The organism is Streptomyces goshikiensis (genome assembly GCF_014650555.1).
Lineage (GTDB): Bacteria > Actinomycetota > Actinomycetes > Streptomycetales > Streptomycetaceae > Streptomyces > Streptomyces goshikiensis.
This window is the reverse complement of the sequence record NZ_BMVE01000014.1, coordinates 169,420-190,152: the sequence shown is the minus strand read 5'-3', so window position 1 is coordinate 190,152 and position 20,733 is coordinate 169,420. Positions and strand designations below refer to the sequence as shown.

Here is a 20,733-nt window from a genome sequence, read left to right as displayed (position 1 = left end):
CCCAGAGCTGTGGGCTGGTCACGCTCCGTACTGCGACGCTCTGACCAGGTCGGCAACGAGCCGACCAGCAAGGGAGGCCGTCATGTCCGAGACCCCACCCAACTCAAAGCGACCAGCCCCGATCCAGCTCACGCCAGAAACACCCCAACCCGCGCTCATCCCGGCGGACCAGGTCAAGCCCGAAGACATCGGCACACTGTCCATTGAGTACCGCGATGGTCAGCCCGTCATCGTCGTCAGCGGCGGGACGGTCATTCCGGCAGGGCTGAAAGTTGTTGGCTCGTCCGGGACTGCCGTTGCGTCGTACACGGCTGGTGCGAAAGCCCTGTTCACGGATTTCTATGGAGAAGACGGAGCCCTGACCGGCGACTTTTGGATTTATGAAGTAGCGACAGATCTGCTTGACGAGGCCAGCGCCTCTCTGGAATAGCGGTGGCAGGCCAGCGCCGAGGACGTCCTGAGGCTGCGGGGGCCCGAGCTGCGCGCGGCCCGCGCAGCCATCCGTGCCGAGCGGGACCGGCTCCGCGAGAACGGAACCCACCGGGTCAGCCGGCTCCGCGCACTCGCCCCCGCCCTCCGCACCGAACTCGACCACCGCGGCCTGCTACAAGACTGGGACCCCATCCCCGACGGCGCTCAACGGGCCGGACAGACCCTCGGAGGCACCGGACCCAACCGGGGTAGCGGACTCACCGCCAGACTCGTCATCAGCCTCACAGACGACCTCTGGACACCCCTCCACCGGGGCACCTACTGGACCAACCTGCCCCACGTCCAAGCCCTGGAACACCGATGGGGCCCCGGACCCGCCACCGGACAGACGGCCTCGACACCCGACGCGCTCAACGAACGCGAACGCGTCACCACCACCGGCGACATCATCCGCACCACCCTCACCCTCAACAGCCACTGAAACCGCCGACGAGGGCGAGGCGGCCTGGCGGTACTGCCCCCAACACGCTGGGCACCGGGCTTGCGCACGCGCCGCCCAATGCCGTCGATGGACAGGACTTGCACGCTGCATTGCCTCCACCTTCCCGGGGCAGGACTTTCGAGGGAGCCTGTCTTTGCGCCACCGTGTTGATTACTGGCCGTTCCATCGAGAGTTGTTAACTGGTGACGCTCCGTACTGCCACGCTCTGACCAGGCAGGCAGGGAGCCAGCCAGCAAGGAGACAGCCATGCCCGACACGCCCAACGGCAAGGGACCGGCCCCGGTCCAGATCACTCCCGAGCAAACCACACCCGTACTCATCCCGGCCGACCAGGTCAAGCCTCAGGACAAGGGCACACTGTCCATCGAGTACCGAGAAGGCCGGCCCGTGATCATCGTCAGCGGAGGGGAATGGGCCCCCGCTGACATCCCAGTTTTCACCGACCTCGGAGAGGCCCAGACTGCCTACTCCGCGCGTCCGCGTTCAACTGACGGAACGTCGAATTTCTGGATCAGCGTATCGAACCCCTACGTCGGGCCTAGGTACCCGAAGTAATAACCCCACAGGCCAGCGGCGGCTGGTCCTCCTCCCTCCTGCCTCGGTTTGATAATCCGCCGGGCAAGTAGGGAGCAGCATGAGGTCAACGGGAGACAGCGAGGGGAACGGACGGCTTCAGAAGCCGAAGTCTCAGCCCCGAACTACTCACGCGCCTTAAGTCGGTGGCACGGACGGCAGAGCAGTTGGACGCTCCCGTTCGTGCCCGCCCCGCTACGCCCCACTCCCCTCCGGTCAGGGCCTCTGGACGCCCCTCCACCGGGGCATCTACGGGACCAACCTGCCCCACGTCCAAGCACTCGAACTCTGGAAAGACCGACGGGGCCCCGGACCCGCCACCGGACGGACAGCCGCGACACCCGACGCACTCACCCAACGCGAACGGATCGCCGCACACATCACCACCACCGGCGACATCATCCGCACCGCCCTCACACACGCCCTCAACGGCCACTGAGACCGCCGACGAGGGTGAGGCGGCCCGGTGGTACTGCCCCCAACACGCTGGGCACCGGGCCTCACCCGCCACGCCACATGGGAACGGGCTACCCGCACCCCAACCGGCCCCACCCCAGGCCCAGACAGCCGCCCGCGGCTACGGGACGCCGCCACCCCACAGGAACCGCGCTGCTTGGCCACAGAGGCCAAGCAGCGCCCTCAGCCACACGAGGCACTGGGACAACCCGCGGCCCGCTCGACTCCAAATCCGAGCATGCATTCCAATCGGAGTGGAACCCTCCGCACCATGGCTGTCCGGCCCCGAAGGCGGGGCCGGACACAGGGGGTCACCAGTAGAGGGCGTGGAGGGTGCCCTGGTGCTGGATGATGTCCGCCCCGTGGCGGATTCCTTCCTCCCGCGTGGCGAACTCCTGGTTGATCCCTGAAGAGACGAACCTGGTTCGAAGCCCCGTGCGGGCGACGAGGCCAAATGGCTGGTAGCCAAGCGTGAACATCCCCTCGACCGGGGAGCTGTACAGCCCAAAGGTGGCGACCGCCGCAGAGGGTGCGATGACCGTGTCCAGGGTTAGGGAGGGCGCGTCCCTCCAGTCGGATCGGAGCGGGTCAAGGGCCATCACGGTGTGGGCCTTTCCTGTGTTCCAATTCAGGTAGGAGAGATAGACCCATCCGTTGTACTCCACCACCGCCACGCCCTTCCTGGCGTGCTGGGCGGGGGCGCCACCGCTGTATTTCCAGCCGGAGCCTGTGAGGACGTCAACTCGGACCAGGTAGGTGTTGTTGTTGAAGCTTTCCTGGAATCGGAGCAGGTCCCCGTTCCACGACAGGAGCGCCGGCTGGGGGAGATCCATGCCCTCGGTCAACCGGTGGGTCAGCGCACCGGTCTGCGGGTTGACGCCGGCGAGTATCCCCCAGCCGGAGCCGAGAATCCTGTACGTCATCAGCAGCTCGCCGTTGTGGAGAACGAGGGTCACGGCCCCCTCCTGGGCGGCCCGTGGGAGATCGCCCGGCGCCGAGTAGGCGGTGACAGGGTCGCTCCAGGACTCGCCGTCGTAGCTGGTGAGCTTGATGTAGCCCGCGACGTCCAGGTAGGACGCGTGCAGCTTGCCGTCGGGGCCGACAGCCATGCTCGGGCGGGTCGCGGCCACCAGATGAGGCACATGCACCCCCTTGGACCATTCGCCGTTGTAGAAGATGGCGTGGCTGAGTCCCGCGGCGATCACCGGGCCGAAGGACACGTGGAGGGTCAGGGTGTGCTTGCCGCCGGCGCCACCGTCGAAGACCACATCGGACCGGCCGCCGTTGGTTCCCGCCATGCGGTTCAGGGCGTCACGGGTGAAGGCGAGTGACTTCTCCGCGACGAAGTCGTCCTTGTTGAAGCCCAGGATCCAGTTGACCAGGGCCGCGGCGGCCGCGACCAGCCCCTGGAACACCGCATCCCAGGTGGGCCCGTCCTCCAGGCCGGCCTCGGCGAACGTGCGGGCGATATCGGCCAGGGCCTGGCGGATCTTGTTGTAGTTGGCCCCGCCGGGGTCCGCCTCCCACACCTGGATGCTGCCGCCGACGAACTTCTCCGCCGGCCCCTTGAACCAGTACGCGTTCTGCCCGAACTGCTTCACCGTCCCCGTGGAGACCGACCCGAACTCGGGCGTCAGCATCACGATCTGCGGCTTCGACTCACTCGCCGCCCCCGACGCCCAGTAGATCTCGTCCGTACCCACCTCACCCGACGCCCGGTCACAGCGGAACTGCGCGAACCGCACCCGCACCTCATACAGCTCATCGACCTCGAACTCGGTCCCCGCGGTCGGCGCCCCGGTGACCACCACCACCTCCTCCTCACCGGACAGCACCCCCTGCCCCAGCTCCTCGACCGTCACCTGCCGCACCGAGGGCAGCCCGGCGACCTCCGCCTGCACCCACGGCATCAGCGCCCGCACATCCTCAACCCCCACACCCTCCTTCACCGGACGGCCGGCCACCAGCGCCGGGAACAGGGAGCCGGCACCCGCCCGCGAGACGGGCTCCTGATAGATCCGGCCGAACTCAGCCACCATCTCCTCACCGAACAAGAACACCAGCTGATCAGTCAGCCGCTGCTCCAGACCCGTCAGCTCCAGCCCCTGCTCACGACGCGCCGCACCATGCAGGGCGACACCGATCAGGACATTCGCCGCCGGACTCTGCCGCAGCCGACGCGCCGAACGCGAACCCGAACGGGCACCCGAACCGGACAACTGGTCACGGAGCAACTCGGCACGCTCGGCGGAAGAAAGGACGTCGGACAAGAGGGCCTCCTGCGGGACTCTGCGGGGTCGGGAGAAGAACGCAGGGGGAAACCCGGGGACAAGAGTGCTGTCCACCAACCGCGCGATGACGTGCATCCCCCCACCGGCGCCCCCGGGAAGAGGCGGACGCCGTGCCCACAACATAGACCCGACAACACCAGACAGTGACACACTGTGACTTGATGCTCACTATAGGGCGAGTAGGTTTATGCGATACAAAATGGGGTTCTAAGCCAAACCCTTCCAGCCGCGGCTCTGTTCACGAGAACTCGTGAACAGAGCCGCGGGATCGCTGGTCCAGCCGTACGACGGGCGGCCCGGCCCGACAACAGCCGTGCGCACCACGCCAAAGCCAGGATGCCCATACCCCTGCCCAAGCGCCGCGTGTCATCGCGGAACGGGAACAGCGATGACACGGGCCCGGCGGGCCGCGCTGACATGGTCCGGCCCCACGCGCGGCCCGTGCGCGGATCCACGGTGAGCGGGAGCGGCTGCGGAAGGCCGGCGCTCACCAGGTCCCCCCGCTGGCGGGCCCCGCCCTCCGCACCGAGCTCGACGCACGCGGACCGCTGCGCGAGTAGGAGCCCATCCCCGGCGGCGCGCAGCAGGCCGGGCAGAACCTCGGCGGGACCGGACCGTACGCGGGCGCGGGGACCGTCAGAACAGGGCCTCCTAGGCCCACTTGTTTTCACTGCTGAGATCAACGACAGAGGGCTTGTTCAGGAAGGCCGGATAGCCTTCGGCCTCCACAGCCAGGGCGTTCTCCACAAGATGCCCGGCGCCCGAAGAGGTCACCAGGGCGTAGGCGCGGGCGAGTTCCGCGAGCCTGGCGGATGCCTGGCCGGGGAACTGCTCCGCCAGGTTCCGGGCTTCCTGGCCGATGGCCCCCAGCAGTTTGCCCTGGGCGTCGGCGGCAGCAGGTTCCCGGGGTGGGATGGTGGCCTGCGCCGGGCTGGGGGTGAAGACTTCGATGTCTGCCGTGAGGTCGGGTGAGGTGTGCAGGGCGTTCTCCAGGCGGTTGGAGAAGGCGCTCAGGTGGGCTCGCTGGTGGTTGAGGTCCAGTACGGCGGCGTCGATGTTCACGATGGCGCGGAGCGCGCCGGTCTGGGTCCTGATGTCCACCAACGGGGATGCCGCGGGCGCCTGCTGGCCGGCCGGAGCGGTCTCGCCGGCGAAGTAGTGCCTGATGTCGGGAGCGAAGACGTTCACCGCCAGCGCCTCGCCGGTATTCGCCCCGACACGGGCCCGCAGGGCCCACGGCGCCCCGGTACTCTCCAGCGGCACCGCAGTGCCAGTGTCCACGTCGGTGACGTCAGCCGCGGTATAGGGGACGAGGAGCTCTCGCATGCTGCCAAGCATGTGGTCCTGGGCGGCTTCCAGATCGTTGAGCAGATCGTCGAGATCGGGCTCAGCCTCGTGGGGGAGGCTGTACTCGCCGTGGGCGTACTTCGCCGACTGGACCGCCAGCACCCGCACCCGCTGCAAAAGCTCGGTCACCTCTCTCAGGGACGCCTCCGCTCCCCGGACGAAGCCGATCGCGTGGGCGATGTGCAGTGTCCCCCGCGACTGAGTGCGCAGCTTCTCCGAGACCGCCAGGCCGGCCGCGTCGTCCTGGGCCCGGCTGATCCGCATGCTGGCCGAGAGGCGCTCCGAGCCGAGCCCGAGAGCAGTGGCCCTCCCGCCGTAGGACCGGCTCATGCTGGCGGCCAGCACCCTGAAGTCCTGGTCCTTGCTGACAAGGTCAGGGTCAGTTGGTACGACGTAGAACCCGTTGGTCGGGACATGGGACACGAGACTGATGCTGTGGGCCCCTTCCCCTGCGCGCGCGTGCACGGCAGGCCCGGCGATGGCCTCGGTGTCGGCAGTCACCAGGGCGTAGGCGCGGGCGAGTTCCCCCAGCTGAACAGACGCCTGCCCCTCGGACTGCTCCGCCACATGTCGGGCCTCGGTGCCGATGGCCGCGAGCAGACCGGCCCGGGCTGCAGTCACGGCAGGCGCCTGGGTCACGGCGCCCTGACCCGGGCCCTGTTCCATGCCGTCGTGGACGGCGACACGCGGGAACTCTGTTTCGTTGCTGGCCATCGGTACCTCTTCAGCTTGACCTGACAGGTTGTAGTCACCCTATGGCCGAGAGTGCAGTCCCGGCACAGCCCTTGATCCACTCACAGAGAACCGGCCAGCACCAGGCCGATATGGACTGCTGCCGCGCCGCTCATACGACAGCCTGCGCCCGGCCGAGACGGAGATACCCGCAACGGACCCCGGCAGCCGGAACACCGCGCAGCGCATCACGCGCACGGCCCAACGGCTGAGAGCCGCCACCCCCGCGGGGTGGCGGCCTCAGTCGTGCCGGCCGGCTACGGGGCCGGGGTGAACTCCACCTCCGTGCCGCCACAGCCGGCCGCGATGTCCAGCAGGCGGTCCCGCTCCAGCTCGTCCACCGCCAGACCCCACCGCAGCTTCGTCGCCGTCCACTCCGCCCCGTACCGGCACAACGCGTCCGCCGACGGCGGCACCCACTCCGACGGATCCTGATCCGCGGCTTATGGTCGGCCTGGTGCTGGTCGGTCGGCGCTGGTGGCGAGGTTCTCGACGTTGAGGTAGCCCGTCGTGGCGGGGGATGCCAGTTGCGCAACCTGGGCTGTGTAGCGCCCGGCAAGCCGGTGCCAGTCGTAGATGCCGCGCATGTAGGCGGAGATCGCGTGGATATATCGATCGGCGGCTTCCTGCGCGGGGTGAGGAAGTCCGAGTCTTTGGCCCAGAGGCGTGATCTGGCGTCGCACGTATGCCAATCGCTCTATTTGGGCATCGGCACGCTTGCGGAGTTCGTCGATTGCCTCCGGTCTCGTGCGGCCCTGCTCGTGCATGAGGCAGCGGACCAGATTGGGGGCGTCGCGTGCCTCGTCGTTCTCCAGGGAGTAGACCTCGTTGATCAGGATGATCACGTCGGTGACGATCTCGCGCGCGGACTCCATGGCCGTGCTGTAGACGAGGGGGGCGGGGACTTCGAAATGTCCGACCCGCTCGCACACGTCGATCGAGGGCCTGACCCCTATCACCTTGCGGCGCAGGCGCATCCACTCCTCGCTGTCGGGGACCATGCCAGCCCGCCGGTCGACCGCCTCGGTGAGATTCGCGGCCAGATACTCCATCCAGTGATGCGCGGTGCGCTCCTGCCAGCGGCGTGACATGCCGTGAGCCATGCGCTGCCACACGTCGGCGAACGCGTCGGCGAGCGGCGAGGAAACAGGGGGCGGGGTGCCTGGCGGGCGGTGCAGCAGATCGATCAGTTCCTCGCAGACGGTCGCGGCCTGCGGCCACTGCCCCCGGGGCACGTCGAACTGGTCGTCGAAGAGGAAGAACCAGCCGTTGACGTCGAAGGCGAGATCAAGGTCCTCGCCTTCCGCGTCGGGGTAGGAGTAGGCGGCGATATCGGCCACCTGGGAGAACAGGTAGCGGCGCTCGGCCTCGTCACTGCTCACCAAGCCCATCCGGCGGGCCCAGCGAAGGTTGCGTTCGCGGGCTGCCGCCAGCTCCGGCGTCGTCCAGGAGCTGATGGGGATGGTGAAGTCCACTTGCCGGGGCATTCTGCACCCTTTCGCCGAGATCTCGAACGCTGAGCGTCACCCCAGTCCCCGTAGACCACCTCTGGTCAGCGCCGCTACCGCGACTCATCGGGGAGATCATCCGCGAGAGCCCGGACCACCCCAACAACCCCGACGGCGATTGGCGAGTTCCAGTGGCCGTATGGCGGGAAACTGATCGAGTGGCGCGGCGGCGGGCCAGCCGTCTGGAGCCCGGACACCGGCGAGGAGTGAGCACGGCGGCGGGCCGCCAACCCGTAAGGGCGGCGGCCCGCACTGCGCCGGTCAGCGGTTGCTGCCGCAGGGACCGGCTACCGGTGGATCACCGCGCACGGCTCTCCCTGCACAACGTTGAACTCCACGCACAGCCGCGTGCCGTGGGCGAACTTCTTCCCGCCCTTCCACTTCCAGCCCACCGTGGAGAGCCTGGTCAGGGCCGCGCTCACCGGGGTGGCGTCCTTCCATCCGGTGAGCTCCGACCGGTAGCCCTTCGGGGTGTAAGTGATCAGGCGGGCGCGTACGCCAGTGCCGTGGCCTTCCATGTGCGCGCCCACCTGGTCGACCCGCAGGCCCTCGCCGTACACGGACAAGCCCACCTGGCCGTCCTTGGCTTTCGCGTTGGCGTGCGCGGGCGCGGCGGTGAACACGACGGCCGCCGCCGTCAGCGCGTAGATCGTCTTTCTCATGACAGCTCAACCAGCCGCCCTCCGGAAAGGTCACCGGTATCCATGGCGTCGGGTGCCTCTGGCACGCGTGTTCATGCGAGGGATGCGCTGCGAATCATCTCCTCGCGGCGAACCACATAAGGAGCAGGCTTACGGCACCGCTTCCGAGACTATGCGAAGCTCCTCGGATGAACTGACGCTGGACAATGTGTCCATGCCGACGACGCAATTTACGCAGGTGGGCCTTCACCCTCCCCCTCCACGTATCCAAAGCGCCACTGCTACTCTCTTCCACAGGTATCCTTTTCTGACTGTTGGGGTCGCCTCGCAAGGAACCCTCCCGACCAGTGGCCTGGTAACCGTTGTCGGGGCCGAGGGCTCCTTTTGCGTTGTCAGGAGTGTATCGGTGCAGCGCTACAACGACCGTGTCCACCATGGGACTTGAGATGACATGGACCAACCGGAAGCGCGTTGAAGTGCATCTGGACGTAGCCAAACAGCGCGATACCGTAGCGATAGCGCGTCGTTCCGTAGCCACAATGCATCGCCGTGATTCGTGTCACTCTCCCACCGGCTTAGCGATCAATTTCGACAATGCGTCCTCAACCCCTTTCCTCGCCACTATGACAGGCCGGACGAACAGGCCGGAGATTGCACTTGGCCCTGTGACTGGAAACAGAAAAGCCCAGGTCACCCAGGGAATAGCAAGCAAGGATCAGCTAACTTTGACTAAGATCCGCAAGGATTGGCAAGGATTGGCAAGGTTTAAGTACGGCCAGAATGGCCGAAAGTTACCCCTGCCCTGCCGAGGCGCCCCAGATCCGGACTCTCTGCCGGGCGCCCCCATGGCGTCGAGGACACGGCCGCCGCGCTCGAAGCGGCACACCGGATCTCGGCCCTGTTCTTGTCGAGCGGGCCGTGCCGGCTGCGGCGCACGCCCGGCGAGGATGAGGTAGAGGTTCTCGTCCACGTGGACGTTGGCAGGGGGTGTCGGTGAGGGCGGCTACCTCGACCCTGAAGAGGCGGAAGGCGCAGACTCGTTTCTGCGGTGAATCCGGACGCCCACACGGGTGAGTTGTCCTTCGCGGGCCTGTCTGGGCGGCTGTCGGGGTCGCTACACCCACCTGTGTGATCAAGAACCTGATGCTGCGCGGTCTGCCCGCGCTCGCCCTCTGCGCCATCCCCCTCCTCGCGGCACCAACCGCGCACTCCGCCCCCGCCGCGACTACAGGACTGGCGGCCACCGGTATGGCCGGCCCGGCAGGGGTACGTGCCCCGCTGCCCTTGTTCGAGGCGATCGACCGGCTCCCCGTGGCCGTCGAGCACCGCGAGGGCTACAAGCGGGACCTGTACAAGCACTGGAACCGCGGGTTGAACGCCGGGGATGGTTGTGACACCCGCAAGGAGGTCATCCTCGCCGAAGCCGTCGAGGCGCCGCAGGTCGCGGCCGGCTGCAAACTGACCGGCGGATCCTGGCGCTCTGCCTACGACGACGTCGTGGTGACGGACGCGGGCCGGCTCGATGTCGACCACTTCGTCCCGCTCGCGGAGGTCTACGACTCCGAGCAGGCGCCGTGGTCGGCGGCGAGGCGGGAGGCGTACGCGAACGACCAGGCGAGCCCCGACACCCTGATCGCGGTCTCCGCAGCCTCCAACCGGTCCAAGGCCGACAAGGACCCGGCCGAGTGGCTGCCCTCTGACGGCTCTTACCACTGCACGTACGCCGCGACCTGGGTCGGCACCAAGCTCCGCTGGGACTTGGCTGTCGACGAGAACGAGCGCCGGGCCCTTCTCGGACTCGCCGAGGACTGCCCCACTACCACCGTGGTCTACGAGCCCGCCGTGTAACCCGCCGGCCGGCCGCAGGCCGCTATCCGCCGATTATCAGCCCTCGTCGGGCGCTTTGGGTTTGCTGCGACAACGCAGGGTAGCCATCGGCCGCTCGGGCGACGCCCGGCGTGCACAACCAGCCGACACTCGATCGCGTGTCCCTCCGCGCCACGGGACGCGCTGTTAGGAGTTCTTCATGGCCGTATCGACTGCTCAGCCCACGAATGACGATGTCCCCGAAGCAGCTGTGGAGCCGCAGGATGGGCGGTCCGGGGAAGAGGCCGAACTCGAACTCGCCGCGTACGCGGGAGGGGGTCCATGTCCGGAATACGGCGACGGTGAGGTCCGCTACGGTGCCCAGGCTCTGGCATCCTCCTCACCGGGCGGAGAGGGAGTGGGGGACCGGACCGATCTCGCCACCACACCGGTGGACGATTTCGCGGCCGCTCCCAGGACCGGCTGGGTGCCGGTGTCCTCGGACTGGATGGCGGGCATCCCCGACCATGTCAATATTCGGGACATGTCCATCCCGGGCACGCACGAATCTGCCGCCTACCAGGAGAACGTGGGGTCGGCGGGGTACGCGCTGTGCCAGAGCAGGGATCTGGACTGGCAGCTGAACAACGGCGTCCGGTACCTGGATGTCCGGCTCCGCCGAATGGACTCCAAGGTCTTCTCCGTCCACCACGGCGACTACTACCTCAAGCAGATGTTCGGCGATGTTCTGCAGTCCTGCCGGAGCTTCCTGTCGAACCACCGCTCGGAAACCATCCTGATGCGGATCTCGCAGACCAAGTCCAACGCGTCGGCCGCCGACTTCACGCAGACTTTCAACCACTACCTCGACACATACTGGGGCGGTTCAGGGATGCGGAGCGACTTCCACATCAGCTCCAGCTTCCCGGCCCTCGGGCAAGCCCGTGGAAAGATCGTTCTGATGTCCGGGTGGCCCTACCTGGGCTACGGACTGCACTTCAGCAATGAGAACGTGTTCGACCTCCAGGACATGGCCAGCAGCCCGATGCCCCCCGCCAAGAAGGATGCGGTCCGCAACCATCTCAGCCGGGCCGTGAACACCGCGTCGAAGCAGAAGATGTTTGTCAACCACACCAGCGCGTACGGCACGCCGGTCATCGGACTGACTCCCTGGGGATACGCCCAGCAGTTGAATCCCTACACACTCGGGCTGCTCAACGGCGTCGCCGCGGGAAAGACCACGGGCGTGATCGCGATGGACTACATCGACCGCCCCGCCGGCAACACAAACGGCGGGAAGAACGATCTCCCCCTTGCCGTCCTCAAACTGAACCAGTTCGCCCCGACGCCGACCGGCCCCCGCGCCATCAGCTCTGGGACCACGCAGGGCGCTGCGGTGACGGGACCTGCGTACCAGGGCGTTCAGAACCAGAGTTTCCACTTCAGGCTGGCAGGCCTGGGGCCCGGCGGAATCACGTACCGGATCGAGAATGTGTACAGCGGCATGGTCCTGAGCATGAACACCAACGGCTCGGTGACCGTCCAGCCCGCCAGCACCTCGAACGACCAACACTTCTCGATCGTCAACCAGGCAGACGGCTCCGTCGGCATCCGCGGCGCCCACAACGGCCTCGTCCTCGACATGTCCAGCGCGGGCACCGTGACAGGCCGTGCCTACGCCGGCAACACCAACCAGAGCTTCAACCTCTTCACCCAAGGCGACGGTTCGACAGGTATCCGCAGCAAGTACTACTGGCTCGGCGCCTGATCAAACAAGCCTGCGCGCTACACACAACGGTCAGCCACACGGTCCGGGCGGCTCTCTCACCGCCAGGGCAAAGCCAGGCTGTCCCGCCACGGACCACAGTCCGTGGCGGGACCCCGGCAGGCGTTCGGCCCTTCAGATACGGCTCCCCGCAACCACTATTCCACTGCTCTTCCCGGCAGATCCTCCGCGTGACGCGCAGACGCAGGGCTTGGGCCCCACCCGTACGGAGTGTCCTCTGACACGCGATCCTGACCGATTCACAAGTGATCGTGACGGGTGGCGCGAGCGGGCGCAGCGGGCGGATGGCCGAGCGGCTTGCTGCTGTGCCTGTGCCGGTCCGGTGTCGATGGGCACTCACCCGCGACGACTCCCGTCGGGAAGGCAGAGGCCGGATGTCGTCGATTCCCTCGGCGCCGGCCCAGCACCGCGTGGGCGGGCGGTTGGGCGCTGAGGGCCGAGCGAGGCGCATCAACACCACAGGGTGACGTTCTGTCACAGGATGGCCACAGGCGCTCCGCAGGAGGGCGGGGACCCTTAGCGTCCGGGGTCTGCACCGCCAGCCATACGGCGGTCCCGTCAGACAGGATGTGCCCTCTCTTGCTCATGCCCCGTACACGCCGCCTCACCGCCGGCGCCGCCATCACCACCGCAACCGTGCTTCTCCTTCCCGGGCAGGCGCATGCCGCCGGAGCGCTGCGGATCTCGAAGATCTGGTACGACTCCCCCGGCAGCGACACCCGCACCAACGCCTCGCTCAACGGCGAGTGGGTCCAGATCACCAACAGCACCGGCACCGCGGTCAGCCTCAAGGGCTGGACCCTCACCGACGCCTCCCGCCACGCCTACACCTTCCCCGCCTTCACCCTCAAGCCAGGCAAGACCGTCACTATCAAGACCGGACGCGGCACGAACACCACCACCACGCTCTACCAGCAGCGCGGCGCCTACGTCTGGAACAACGACAAGGACACCGCCACCCTCCGCCGCACCAACGGTGCCCTCCACCACACCTGCGCCTACAACTCCACCCGCCACGACTACAAAACCTGCTAAACCCGACAGCCCGCCGCAAGGGACGGCTGGCGGACGGGTCGTCGTTCAGCCGGGCAGAGCGCCCTGGCCCGGCTGACACACGCGATGGCCGTCCTTCCGTAGACGGCGGTCAGCTACATGGGCTCCAGCCACCGAACCGGACGAGCAGCGCGCGGGTCTGTTCGATGTTCAGTCCGGGGGCTGCCGCTACCGCCTCGGGCTGTTGCGCGCGGGCCAGTGGGCGGGCGGCCTTGAGCGCGGCGGTCGGGGACTGTGCGGTGAGGTTCCGAGTCCTTCGCGGGCGTCGGCGGCGGGCTTACACCGCCATGAAGCGGCTCAGGTCGCGTGACTTCTGCTGAAGGGCGGCTGCCCAAGCCGCCTCAGAGGAGGATCGGGTCGTCGGGACCTGAACATCCTTGAGGCCGCCGACACCGGGGAAGCTCGTTGGCTGCCATTTCACCTCGATGCCTGCTCGCTCCGCCAGGACCAGCACCGTGGCAACGAACCCCTCGGACAGGGCAGCCATGACGGCGTGACTCGTTCCCCGGTGCCACGCGAGCAGAGCGTCGACGAACGCTTTGAACACGAGGGGGTCGATCTGGCACTCGTCAGCCCGCATGAGTCCGATGCCGGACGGCAGACCCAGTTCCGCCTGGTAGACGCTCACCTGGCTCATGAACAGACGGGAGGCCCCGTTGGACGGGTTCCACAGGGTCTGGTCACCAATGTCGTAGTACTGGCTCAATTCGGCCCCTCCCTGCTGGTCATACCGGCCAGCATCGCGAGCACATGACATTACGATCAGTCAGCCGTCCACGGAAAGCGAGACAGAACCCGAGAAAGAGAGGCGCCGGACCGAACCGGAGAGTCACCCGACACCGGGGCAGCTGTGCCGCTGCTGCAGGTACCCCACCGTTCATCTTCGTTCAACTGAACAGGAACGAACGCCCCGGATGCACGACTACGAGACCGTCTACTCAGCCAGCACCGCCGCGCGCATCCGCAGGAGGTCCTCCTGGTCGAGTTTCAGCACCCTCGCGAGGGAGGCCACCGTTGCGGCAGACGGTACGCCGTCCCCGTTGAACGCCATATGGACAGTGGTGCGCGCCAGTCCGCCACGAGCTGCAACCTGCGTCATGCTCAGGCCGCCTTTGGCCCGGGCATCCTGCAGGCGCCTCTTAAGCTCTTTGAGCGCCGCCGCGTTGTGAGGCCGGCCCCGAGAGGGCGCGAGAGCCCGATGAGGAGTCGGTGTCCCGAGAAGAACAAGATCGGACTCGCTGCGGCCGGAAGGCGTGGCCATGGGCGTGGTGGACGACCGCAACTTGATGAGGTCTTCCTCGACCTGATCTCGGATTCTCAGCCACTCGGTGATGCCGTCACCTCCCCGGTGGTCCCAGGCCGTAACGATGGCGCACAGCGTGTCCGGTGAGGCTAGCCGGGTGCCGTTGAGGGCTGCGTAGATAGCTGTTCTGCTGGTGGACCATGGCGTGCCGTTCACGGCGACCTTGTCGATGCTGATCTCTCTGGCACGGTCGCTGCTCCCCGCACGGGCTCTCGCGCTCGCCTGCAGCTCACGCAGTTGCCGGGCAAACCTGCCCAGCGGGTGAGATGGGTCGATGGCACGGCGTCGGTTGGGCACTCATTCCCCCACATATGAAGTCCCGTCAAGTCCCATGTGATACCACGTGATACCAGATTCGGAACAGAGGGCATCCCCCGTGCGTAGATGGAAGCGGCCCGCCGAAAGGCGTCCAACCACACCGGCGGGCCGCGTCGGATCCACACCTGCGAAAGGGGAGACCCAGTGCTCAACCGTACGCGTGGGCGGAAGCCCGTGCAGTCCGCCGAGACCAAGACTCGGGTGCAGTTGCTGGCGGCAGCGATCCAGGGAGTGTTCTCCGGCGCCTCTCGTGCCGGCACGAAATGGGTGATCCGCGACAAGCAGATGGCAGGTGCCGCGTGACCACCCCCGCCCCGCCGACCCCGCCCAACCCCCCGACCCCGGGACCGCCGGCCAGTACCCCGCCCAATGGGCCCACCGCCGGCACGAAGATCATGGCGATTCTGTTCTGCATGGTCTGCGCGGGCCTCACCGGGGTGATCGCCTTCTCCCTCGCCCGTCACCTCGGAGCGGAGCCGCTCGTCTCACTTGGCTGGGCCGGCGGCACGTTCATCGGCGCCTACTACCTGGTGCAGAACGTCCTGGAGAAGTTCGGACAGCTGTGAGGGCCCCGGCGACGCCCCTACGGGGCGTCGCCCACGGCCCTGCCCCCGTCAGGGCATCAGGGCCTTCCGCCGCGGACCTGCCCTTTCTCCGGGCCGCTGATCACAGAGGAGGCTTACGACAAAGAGCCCACCGGCTTCCGGATCAAGCCGTTGTCCGTCGAGCACCTGAACCGCCTTTCCGACGAGCTGACCGAGCGCATGCTCCGCTGGTCGTTGCGAGCCATGGTCCTGAAGGATCCCGACCTGCCGAACAAGATCCCACCCTGCGTCACCAGACGGTGACCTGCACAGACTCGCCCAGACAATCGAACATGAGATCTAATAGGAGTGACGTCTTCCGCACCGCCCAGGAGCACACAATGACCACCCCCGAAACCCCAGCCAGACCGCAGGCCGCCTCCTGGGCACCGAGCCAAACCGGCCCCTGCTCGAAATGCCACGCCCCCACATGCCGATACGGGGGCGGCGCCTCGCCCTTGTGCGCGTCATGCAAGGCCGCGCGTCAGGCGCGGTACGGGGGCTGAGCATGTCCGTCCTGCCGCCAGACCTCCCCCGCCTCCGGACTCTGGTCACCTACCTGCGCGGCGAACTCAGCCGCATGGAACAGGCCCTCGCCGCCGCCGAGGGGTGCAAGGCCGCCACCGTACGGAAGCAGGCGCAGCCTGCGCCCGAGCCCGAGCCCGAGCCCGAGCCCCCAGCATGGCTGGTCGAGCGCGGGATCGGTGTCGGCCGCCTCCCGGTCCGCGCTCACGCCGGGGACTGCTGGGACACCCGCAGCCGCTGCGCCCCGGCCAGCGCCGACCAGATACGCGCCCTGCTCGCCCAGGGCATCCCCGCATGCCCTCACTGCCGGCCCGACACCGCCCTCGGGGTGCTGGAGTGAATCACCGACCTCAAGGTGGAAACATGACCGAAAGCCAACCAAAAGTGGTCGTCTACCCACCCGACGCCCAGGGCGGGCGACGCGTCCGCGCGGACGGGGAAATCCTCGGCCGCGCCCTGAACCCCCGCGACCTCCTGGAGTTCCTGCGACGGGCAGGCCTGGACCCGGATAGCGTCCGCCTCGACGACCCGCTGTTGATCGATTGGCGCGGGGGCGGGCCAGCCGCCTGGAGCCCGGACACCAGCGAGGAGTGAGCGCAGCAGTGCGGGCCGCCACTCCGTAAGGGCGGCGGCCTGCGCTGCGCCGGTCAGCGGTTGTTGCCGCAGGGACCGGCTACCGGTGGATCACCGCGCACGGCTCCCCCTGCACGACGTTGAACTCCACGCACAGCCTTGTGCCGTGGGCGAACTTCTTCCCGCCCTTCCACTTCCAGCCCACCGTGGAGAGCTTGGTCAGGGCCGCACTCACGGGGGTGGCGTCCTTCCACCCGGTGAACGCCGACCGGTACCCGTCCGGGTCGTAGGTGATCAGGCGGGCGCGTACACCGGTACCGTGGCCTTGCATGTGCGCTCCCACCTCCTCGACCCGCAGGCCCTTGCCGTACACGGACAGGCCAACCTGGCCGTCCTTGGCTTTCGCGTTGGCGTGCGCGGGAGCGGCGGCGAATACGACGGCCGCCACCGTCACTGCGTAGATCGTCTTTCTCATGCCGGTTCAACCGGGTGCGGGACGGCAAGGTCACCCCGCGGAGGCCGCGGCGACCTGTTCCCGTGCGAGGACATCGGCCCGGCGGTCGTCCTCGCCGAGGGTAGCGAGCATGTCCGCCAGGGGGGCCGGCGAGGTCAGCGGCGGCCTCCGGGCCCTCCTCCCCGAGCAGGTGCCAGACAGCATGCACGTTACGGGCCGTGCGCACCGTGTCGGCCTCAGGGCGGTGTTGCGCGGCCCGGCAGCGCAAGGCGGTCGCGATGAACAATTCCCTGGTTCCGTGCCAGTCGGCGCGCCGGCAGAGGGTGAGCCACGCGCGGGCGATGAGCACCGGGATGGTGGCATCTGACTCCCCGGACCAGCCACTCAGGGCCGTCTCTAGCTCGCAGGCGGCGGTGACAGCTGCGGGCAGGTCCCCGGCCGCGTGATGGGCCCACACGGCCGCCCACATCTCCCGATAGCTCGGCACGGCTACGAGGAGGTCGCGCAGCACGAGCGCACCCGGCACACCGCGGCCGAATGTGGTAAACGCATGAGCCTGCGCGCACCGCAGCCGCAGTTCCGGCGTCTGCTGGAACTGACCGGCGCCGATGCCACATTGCGGACAGCATCTGTCCACAGGTGCGTGCACCTGAAGTTCCTGGTGCGGCTCCCCGGGCTTCGACTGGGTGCTGGAGCTGACCGGCGAGCCCTGCGGCTACGCGTTCACCGCGCGGCCTGCGGCGCGCATCCCAGCGTTCGGGCTGCCGCGGCGGAGCGAACCTCCTCTAGCGTGTTGCTCTGCCGCTCGCCGCAGTCCAGCAGGACGTCGAGGTCGTCGGCGTGGAGACGGCTGTCGGTTTGGGCCAGGGCGCGCAGGGTGCGCCAGCCTTCTCGCGGGTGTAGGCAGCCTGTGGCCAGCCGTGCGTGGGCCACGATTCGTCAACCGCCCAGTCCTTGGGTCCGGGTGAGTACGCGCCGACCGAGTAAGCGTGGATCAGGGCGGGACGCCCGCAGCGGCGACGGCGTCGAAGACGCGCATGCTGCCGAGGACGTTGATGCGCCATGTTGCGGCCGGGTGATGGGTGGGCTGGACTTCCAGGCGAGGTGGATCACGGCGTCGGCACCGTGGAACAGCCGCATCAGGTCGGCTCCGCCCGGCTCGACGTCAGCTGCCTGCCAGGTGGTCGTCGCAGGCCGCCACGACGGCCCCTCCGTGCCAGGCACAGCACCGAATCCGCGGCCGGATCCTCGGACAGGAGCTGGCTGGACCAGGCGCTCGCCGTGGTGGGTGGCGAGGACGACGGAATCCATGCCCATGGGCCCCAGGCGTCGCCGACGAAGCGGGGTGCATCGTGTTCGGCGGGCGCAGGTCGCCGGACGGGTGCGCCGATGGTGGCCGCCGAGCTCGGGCCGGGCAGCTTGCTGGGGTTGATCACCTGCGACGCGACCGCAGGGAGCGGTCGCGTTCTTGCGTGCCTTGGGTTCCTACTTCTGTGTGACTGTCAGCTCGGCCCCGAGTGAGGCGAGTTTGGGCAGCAGGCTGCCGTAGCCGCGTTGCAGGTGGTAGATGCCTTGGATGGTGGTGGTGCCCTCGGCTGCGAGGGCAGCGGTCACCAGGGCGGCGACGGCGCGGATGTCCTGGCTCGCCACGTGGGCCGCGGTGAGGGGGGACGGGCCGTGCACGGTGATGGTCGGGCCATCGGCTGTGACGTCGGCGCCGAGGGCGCGCAGGGGGTCGACGTGGGTGGCGCGTGAGGTGTAGATCCGTTCTTCGATGCGGGAGGTGCCGGGGGCCTGGGTGAGGAAGGCTGTCAGCTGGGGCTGGATGTCGGTGCAGGTGGCGGAGGTGGTGGCTGTCTGTACGCAGCGGGGGCCGGCTGGGCATTGGGCGAGCGTGCCGCCGTTGGCGGGGGCCAGTTCGATTCCGGCGTCGGCGAGTGTGGCCACCAGCGCGGCTGTGAATCCGGAGACGGGGAAGTTGTCGAGGTGGACGGTTCCGCCGGTGATGGCGGCGGCCAGGAGCAGCGTGGTGGCCTCCAGCCGGTCTGGCGGGACGGGGAAGGAGCCGCCGGTGATGTGGTCGGTGCCGGTGACCTGGAGGGCGGTGGTTCCCTCCCAGGCGATGCCGACTCCGCCTGCCGCGAACATCGAGGCGGTCGCCAGCACCTCGGGTTCGGCGTTGGGGTGGAGGATGGTGGAGGTGCCGCGGGCACGGGCGGCCAGCAGCATCGCGGTGACCGTGGCTCCGAGGCTCGGTCCCCACTTCTGAGTCGTCACATTGGTGGTGAACGGCTGGGGGCCCCGGCCGGTCAGGTGGGCCTCGACGTGGGTGCCGGTGATGTCCAGGGTGGCGCCGGCGGCCTCCATGGCGGCCAGGTGCCGGTCGATGAGCCGGTGGCAGAAGGCGTCGCCGCCTGGCAGGGGGAAGCGGACCCGGCCGGCTCGGGCGAGCAGGCCGGCGGCCAGGACGGCGGTGGTGCGGATACGCCCGCCCAGCTCGTCCGGGACGGCGGGGTGCCAGGCAGTGGCCGGCGCGGTCTCGAAGCGGTCGCCGACGATCCTGGTCGGGGTGCCAGTGCGGGTGAGGATCTCCGAGCAGACCTGGGTGTCCAGGATGTGCGGGATGCCGGTCAGGGTCAGCGGTTCGTCGGCCAGCAGGGCGCCGGCGTACAGGTGGAGGGCGATGTTCTTGCTGCCCTGGACCGATGTCGTGCCCTGCAGACGGTGGCCGCCGGTGATGCGGATGGCGCGGGTGTCAGTGAGGGGCAGTAAGAAGGTCTGATCGTTCACGGATTCCTTCCCCGTGGGCGTGGGGCGTGTTGGAGGGGGCTCATGGTCCCGGCCCGGCATGGGTGCCGGGCCGGGACCGCTAGCAGCACGGACTGCCTGTCCGCGCGGGTGGGGGTGGCGTTCAGCGGCCGGGTACGGCCGCTGCCAGGGTGCGCGCGCGGGTCTGGACGCTGAGAGCCAGCGCTTTGTCCAGGGGCATGCGGTCGATGGGCCCGTACATGCGGGCGAACAGGGTCTGGTCGGCGGTGAAGGAGGAGATCTCGTTGATCCGGGGGGCGGTGTGGGTGATGGTGCCGCGGCCGGCGGTGCGGATGACCGCACGGGCGAGGTCGCTGATGGAAACCGCGTGGCCGGAGCCGCAGTTGACGACGGGCAGCAGCGCGGGGGCGTCCAGGATGCGGGTGAGCATGGTGACCGCGTCCTCGATGTACGTCAGGTCCCGGGCTTGGGTGCCGTCGCCCTCGATGGTCAGCGGGCGGTTCTCGGCGACTGCGTCGAGGAAGGCGGGGACGACGGCGTCGGGGTCCTCGTGGGGGCCGAAGGTGTTGAAGAACCTGACGATGCCGAGCTGGCGGCCGTCCTCCAGGCGCGGGCGGTAGATGTCGGCCAGCAGCTCGGTGGCGACCTTGCCCGCCGCGTACGGGGAGCGGGGGGCGTGCGGCGTGTTCTCGGAGAGCGGTCCGCTCTGCTGGCCGTAGACCTCGCACGAGGAGGCCAGCAACAGCCGCCTCGCGGTCGAGTCGGTGAAGATGTGGAGCATGTGCCGGTCGACTTCGACGTTGTGCTCGAACCCGCCGACCTCGAAGCTTTCCGGGACGGACTTGAGCGCGGCCAGGTGCACAACCGTGTCCACTCGGCCCAGATCCTGTGCGGTCAGCGACCGGACGTCGCGGACCATCAGGCCCGTTGGGCTCGGACGGCGGGAAGTGACCGACAGGTTGTCCAGCGGGGTGACCGAGTGCCCTGCGATGCGCAACGCCTGGGTGAGGGCCGAACCGAGGAAGCCGGCGCCGCCGGTGATCAGGACGTTCAAGGGTGCCTCCGCAAAGGTGGGAGCAG

At 68.2% G+C, this 20,733-nt stretch carries 19 protein-coding genes and 1 pseudogene; 9 read left to right on the top strand and 11 right to left on the bottom strand.

Annotated elements, in window-relative coordinates; genetic code table 11:
* Positions 1 to 82: 82 nt before the first annotated feature.
* Complete coding sequence (locus IE248_RS31105; RefSeq protein WP_190032356.1) at positions 83 to 430, top strand: hypothetical protein; 348 nt, start codon at positions 83 to 85, stop codon at positions 428 to 430.
* A gap of 750 nt (positions 431 to 1,180) precedes the next feature.
* The gene (locus tag IE248_RS31100) at positions 1,181 to 1,489 is read left to right on the top strand and encodes a hypothetical protein (RefSeq protein WP_190032355.1); all 309 of its coding nucleotides are present in this window, start codon (positions 1,181 to 1,183) and stop codon (positions 1,487 to 1,489) included.
* A gap of 785 nt (positions 1,490 to 2,274) precedes the next feature.
* On the opposite strand, the gene IE248_RS31095 is transcribed toward IE248_RS31100, so the two are convergent.
* The 5 genes from IE248_RS31095 to IE248_RS31075 form a co-directional block, all read right to left on the bottom strand.
* A complete protein-coding gene (locus tag IE248_RS31095) occupies positions 2,275 to 4,233 on the bottom strand; it encodes a hypothetical protein (protein WP_190032354.1) in 1,959 nt (652 codons plus the stop codon).
* Positions 4,234 to 4,905: 672 nt separating this feature from the next.
* Positions 4,906 to 6,315: a flagellin N-terminal helical domain-containing protein gene (locus IE248_RS31090; protein WP_190032353.1), complete on the bottom strand. Its 1,410-nt coding sequence runs from the start codon at positions 6,313 to 6,315 to the stop codon at positions 4,906 to 4,908.
* Positions 6,316 to 6,590: 275 nt separating this feature from the next.
* A complete protein-coding gene (locus IE248_RS31085; RefSeq protein ID WP_190032352.1) occupies positions 6,591 to 6,749 on the bottom strand; it encodes a hypothetical protein in 159 nt (52 codons plus the stop codon).
* A gap of 27 nt (positions 6,750 to 6,776) precedes the next feature.
* Complete coding sequence (locus IE248_RS31080) at positions 6,777 to 7,808, bottom strand: terpene synthase family protein (RefSeq protein WP_190032351.1); 1,032 nt, start codon at positions 7,806 to 7,808, stop codon at positions 6,777 to 6,779.
* Positions 7,809 to 8,128: 320 nt separating this feature from the next.
* Positions 8,129 to 8,503, bottom strand: a complete 375-nt coding sequence (locus IE248_RS31075) for a hypothetical protein (RefSeq protein WP_190032350.1) — start codon at positions 8,501 to 8,503, stop codon at positions 8,129 to 8,131.
* A gap of 1,122 nt (positions 8,504 to 9,625) precedes the next feature.
* Between IE248_RS31075 and IE248_RS31070 the strand changes: the two genes are divergently transcribed.
* The 3 genes from IE248_RS31070 (at position 9,626) to IE248_RS31060 (ending at position 13,109) form a co-directional block, all read left to right on the top strand.
* Positions 9,626 to 10,330, top strand: a complete 705-nt coding sequence (locus tag IE248_RS31070) for an HNH endonuclease family protein (RefSeq protein WP_190032391.1) — start codon at positions 9,626 to 9,628, stop codon at positions 10,328 to 10,330.
* Between the two features lie 178 nt (positions 10,331 to 10,508).
* Positions 10,509 to 12,056, top strand: coding sequence for a phosphatidylinositol-specific phospholipase C domain-containing protein (locus tag IE248_RS31065; protein ID WP_190032349.1), 1,548 nt, complete (start codon positions 10,509 to 10,511; stop codon positions 12,054 to 12,056).
* Positions 12,057 to 12,659: 603 nt separating this feature from the next.
* Complete coding sequence (locus IE248_RS31060; RefSeq protein WP_190032348.1) at positions 12,660 to 13,109, top strand: lamin tail domain-containing protein; 450 nt, start codon at positions 12,660 to 12,662, stop codon at positions 13,107 to 13,109.
* A 295-nt stretch (positions 13,110 to 13,404) separates the two neighbouring features.
* Here the strand turns inward: IE248_RS31060 and IE248_RS31055 are convergent, their stop codons facing one another.
* The gene (locus tag IE248_RS31055; RefSeq protein ID WP_164496392.1) at positions 13,405 to 13,833 is read right to left on the bottom strand and encodes a DUF6086 family protein; all 429 of its coding nucleotides are present in this window, start codon (positions 13,831 to 13,833) and stop codon (positions 13,405 to 13,407) included.
* A 228-nt stretch (positions 13,834 to 14,061) separates the two neighbouring features.
* Positions 14,062 to 14,727: a helix-turn-helix transcriptional regulator gene (locus IE248_RS31050; RefSeq protein WP_190032347.1), complete on the bottom strand. Its 666-nt coding sequence runs from the start codon at positions 14,725 to 14,727 to the stop codon at positions 14,062 to 14,064.
* A 165-nt stretch (positions 14,728 to 14,892) separates the two neighbouring features.
* On the opposite strand from IE248_RS31050, the gene IE248_RS31045 reads away from it, so the two are divergent.
* The 4 genes from IE248_RS31045 (at position 14,893) to IE248_RS31030 (ending at position 16,451) form a co-directional block, all read left to right on the top strand.
* Entirely contained in the window at positions 14,893 to 15,051 is a 159-nt protein-coding gene (locus IE248_RS31045; RefSeq protein WP_158512282.1) for a hypothetical protein, read from the top strand.
* 92 nt (positions 15,052 to 15,143) lie between these two features.
* Positions 15,144 to 15,314, top strand: a complete 171-nt coding sequence (locus IE248_RS31040) for a hypothetical protein (protein ID WP_190032346.1) — start codon at positions 15,144 to 15,146, stop codon at positions 15,312 to 15,314.
* Positions 15,315 to 15,840: 526 nt separating this feature from the next.
* A complete protein-coding gene (locus IE248_RS31035; RefSeq protein WP_190032345.1) occupies positions 15,841 to 16,197 on the top strand; it encodes a DUF6233 domain-containing protein in 357 nt (118 codons plus the stop codon).
* 23 nt (positions 16,198 to 16,220) lie between these two features.
* Positions 16,221 to 16,451 (top strand): hypothetical protein, encoded by a 231-nt coding sequence (locus IE248_RS31030; protein WP_073799256.1) that lies wholly within the window; start codon positions 16,221 to 16,223, stop codon positions 16,449 to 16,451.
* Between the two features lie 79 nt (positions 16,452 to 16,530).
* On the opposite strand, the gene IE248_RS31025 is transcribed toward IE248_RS31030, so the two are convergent.
* From IE248_RS31025 to IE248_RS31015, 4 genes and pseudogenes are all read right to left on the bottom strand, one after another.
* The gene (locus IE248_RS31025; RefSeq protein ID WP_073799255.1) at positions 16,531 to 16,905 is read right to left on the bottom strand and encodes a hypothetical protein; all 375 of its coding nucleotides are present in this window, start codon (positions 16,903 to 16,905) and stop codon (positions 16,531 to 16,533) included.
* Between the two features lie 863 nt (positions 16,906 to 17,768).
* Positions 17,769 to 18,191 (bottom strand): annotated as a pseudogene (locus tag IE248_RS37785) (NAD-dependent epimerase/dehydratase family protein); the annotation flags it as partial.
* A gap of 178 nt (positions 18,192 to 18,369) precedes the next feature.
* Positions 18,370 to 19,674, bottom strand: coding sequence for a UDP-N-acetylglucosamine 1-carboxyvinyltransferase (locus IE248_RS31020; RefSeq protein WP_190032344.1), 1,305 nt, complete (start codon positions 19,672 to 19,674; stop codon positions 18,370 to 18,372).
* A gap of 121 nt (positions 19,675 to 19,795) precedes the next feature.
* Positions 19,796 to 20,707 carry an NAD-dependent epimerase/dehydratase family protein gene (locus tag IE248_RS31015; RefSeq protein WP_190032343.1) on the bottom strand — a complete coding sequence of 304 codons (912 nt, stop codon included), beginning with the start codon at positions 20,705 to 20,707 and terminating at the stop codon, positions 19,796 to 19,798.
* Positions 20,708 to 20,733: the final 26 nt, after the last annotated feature.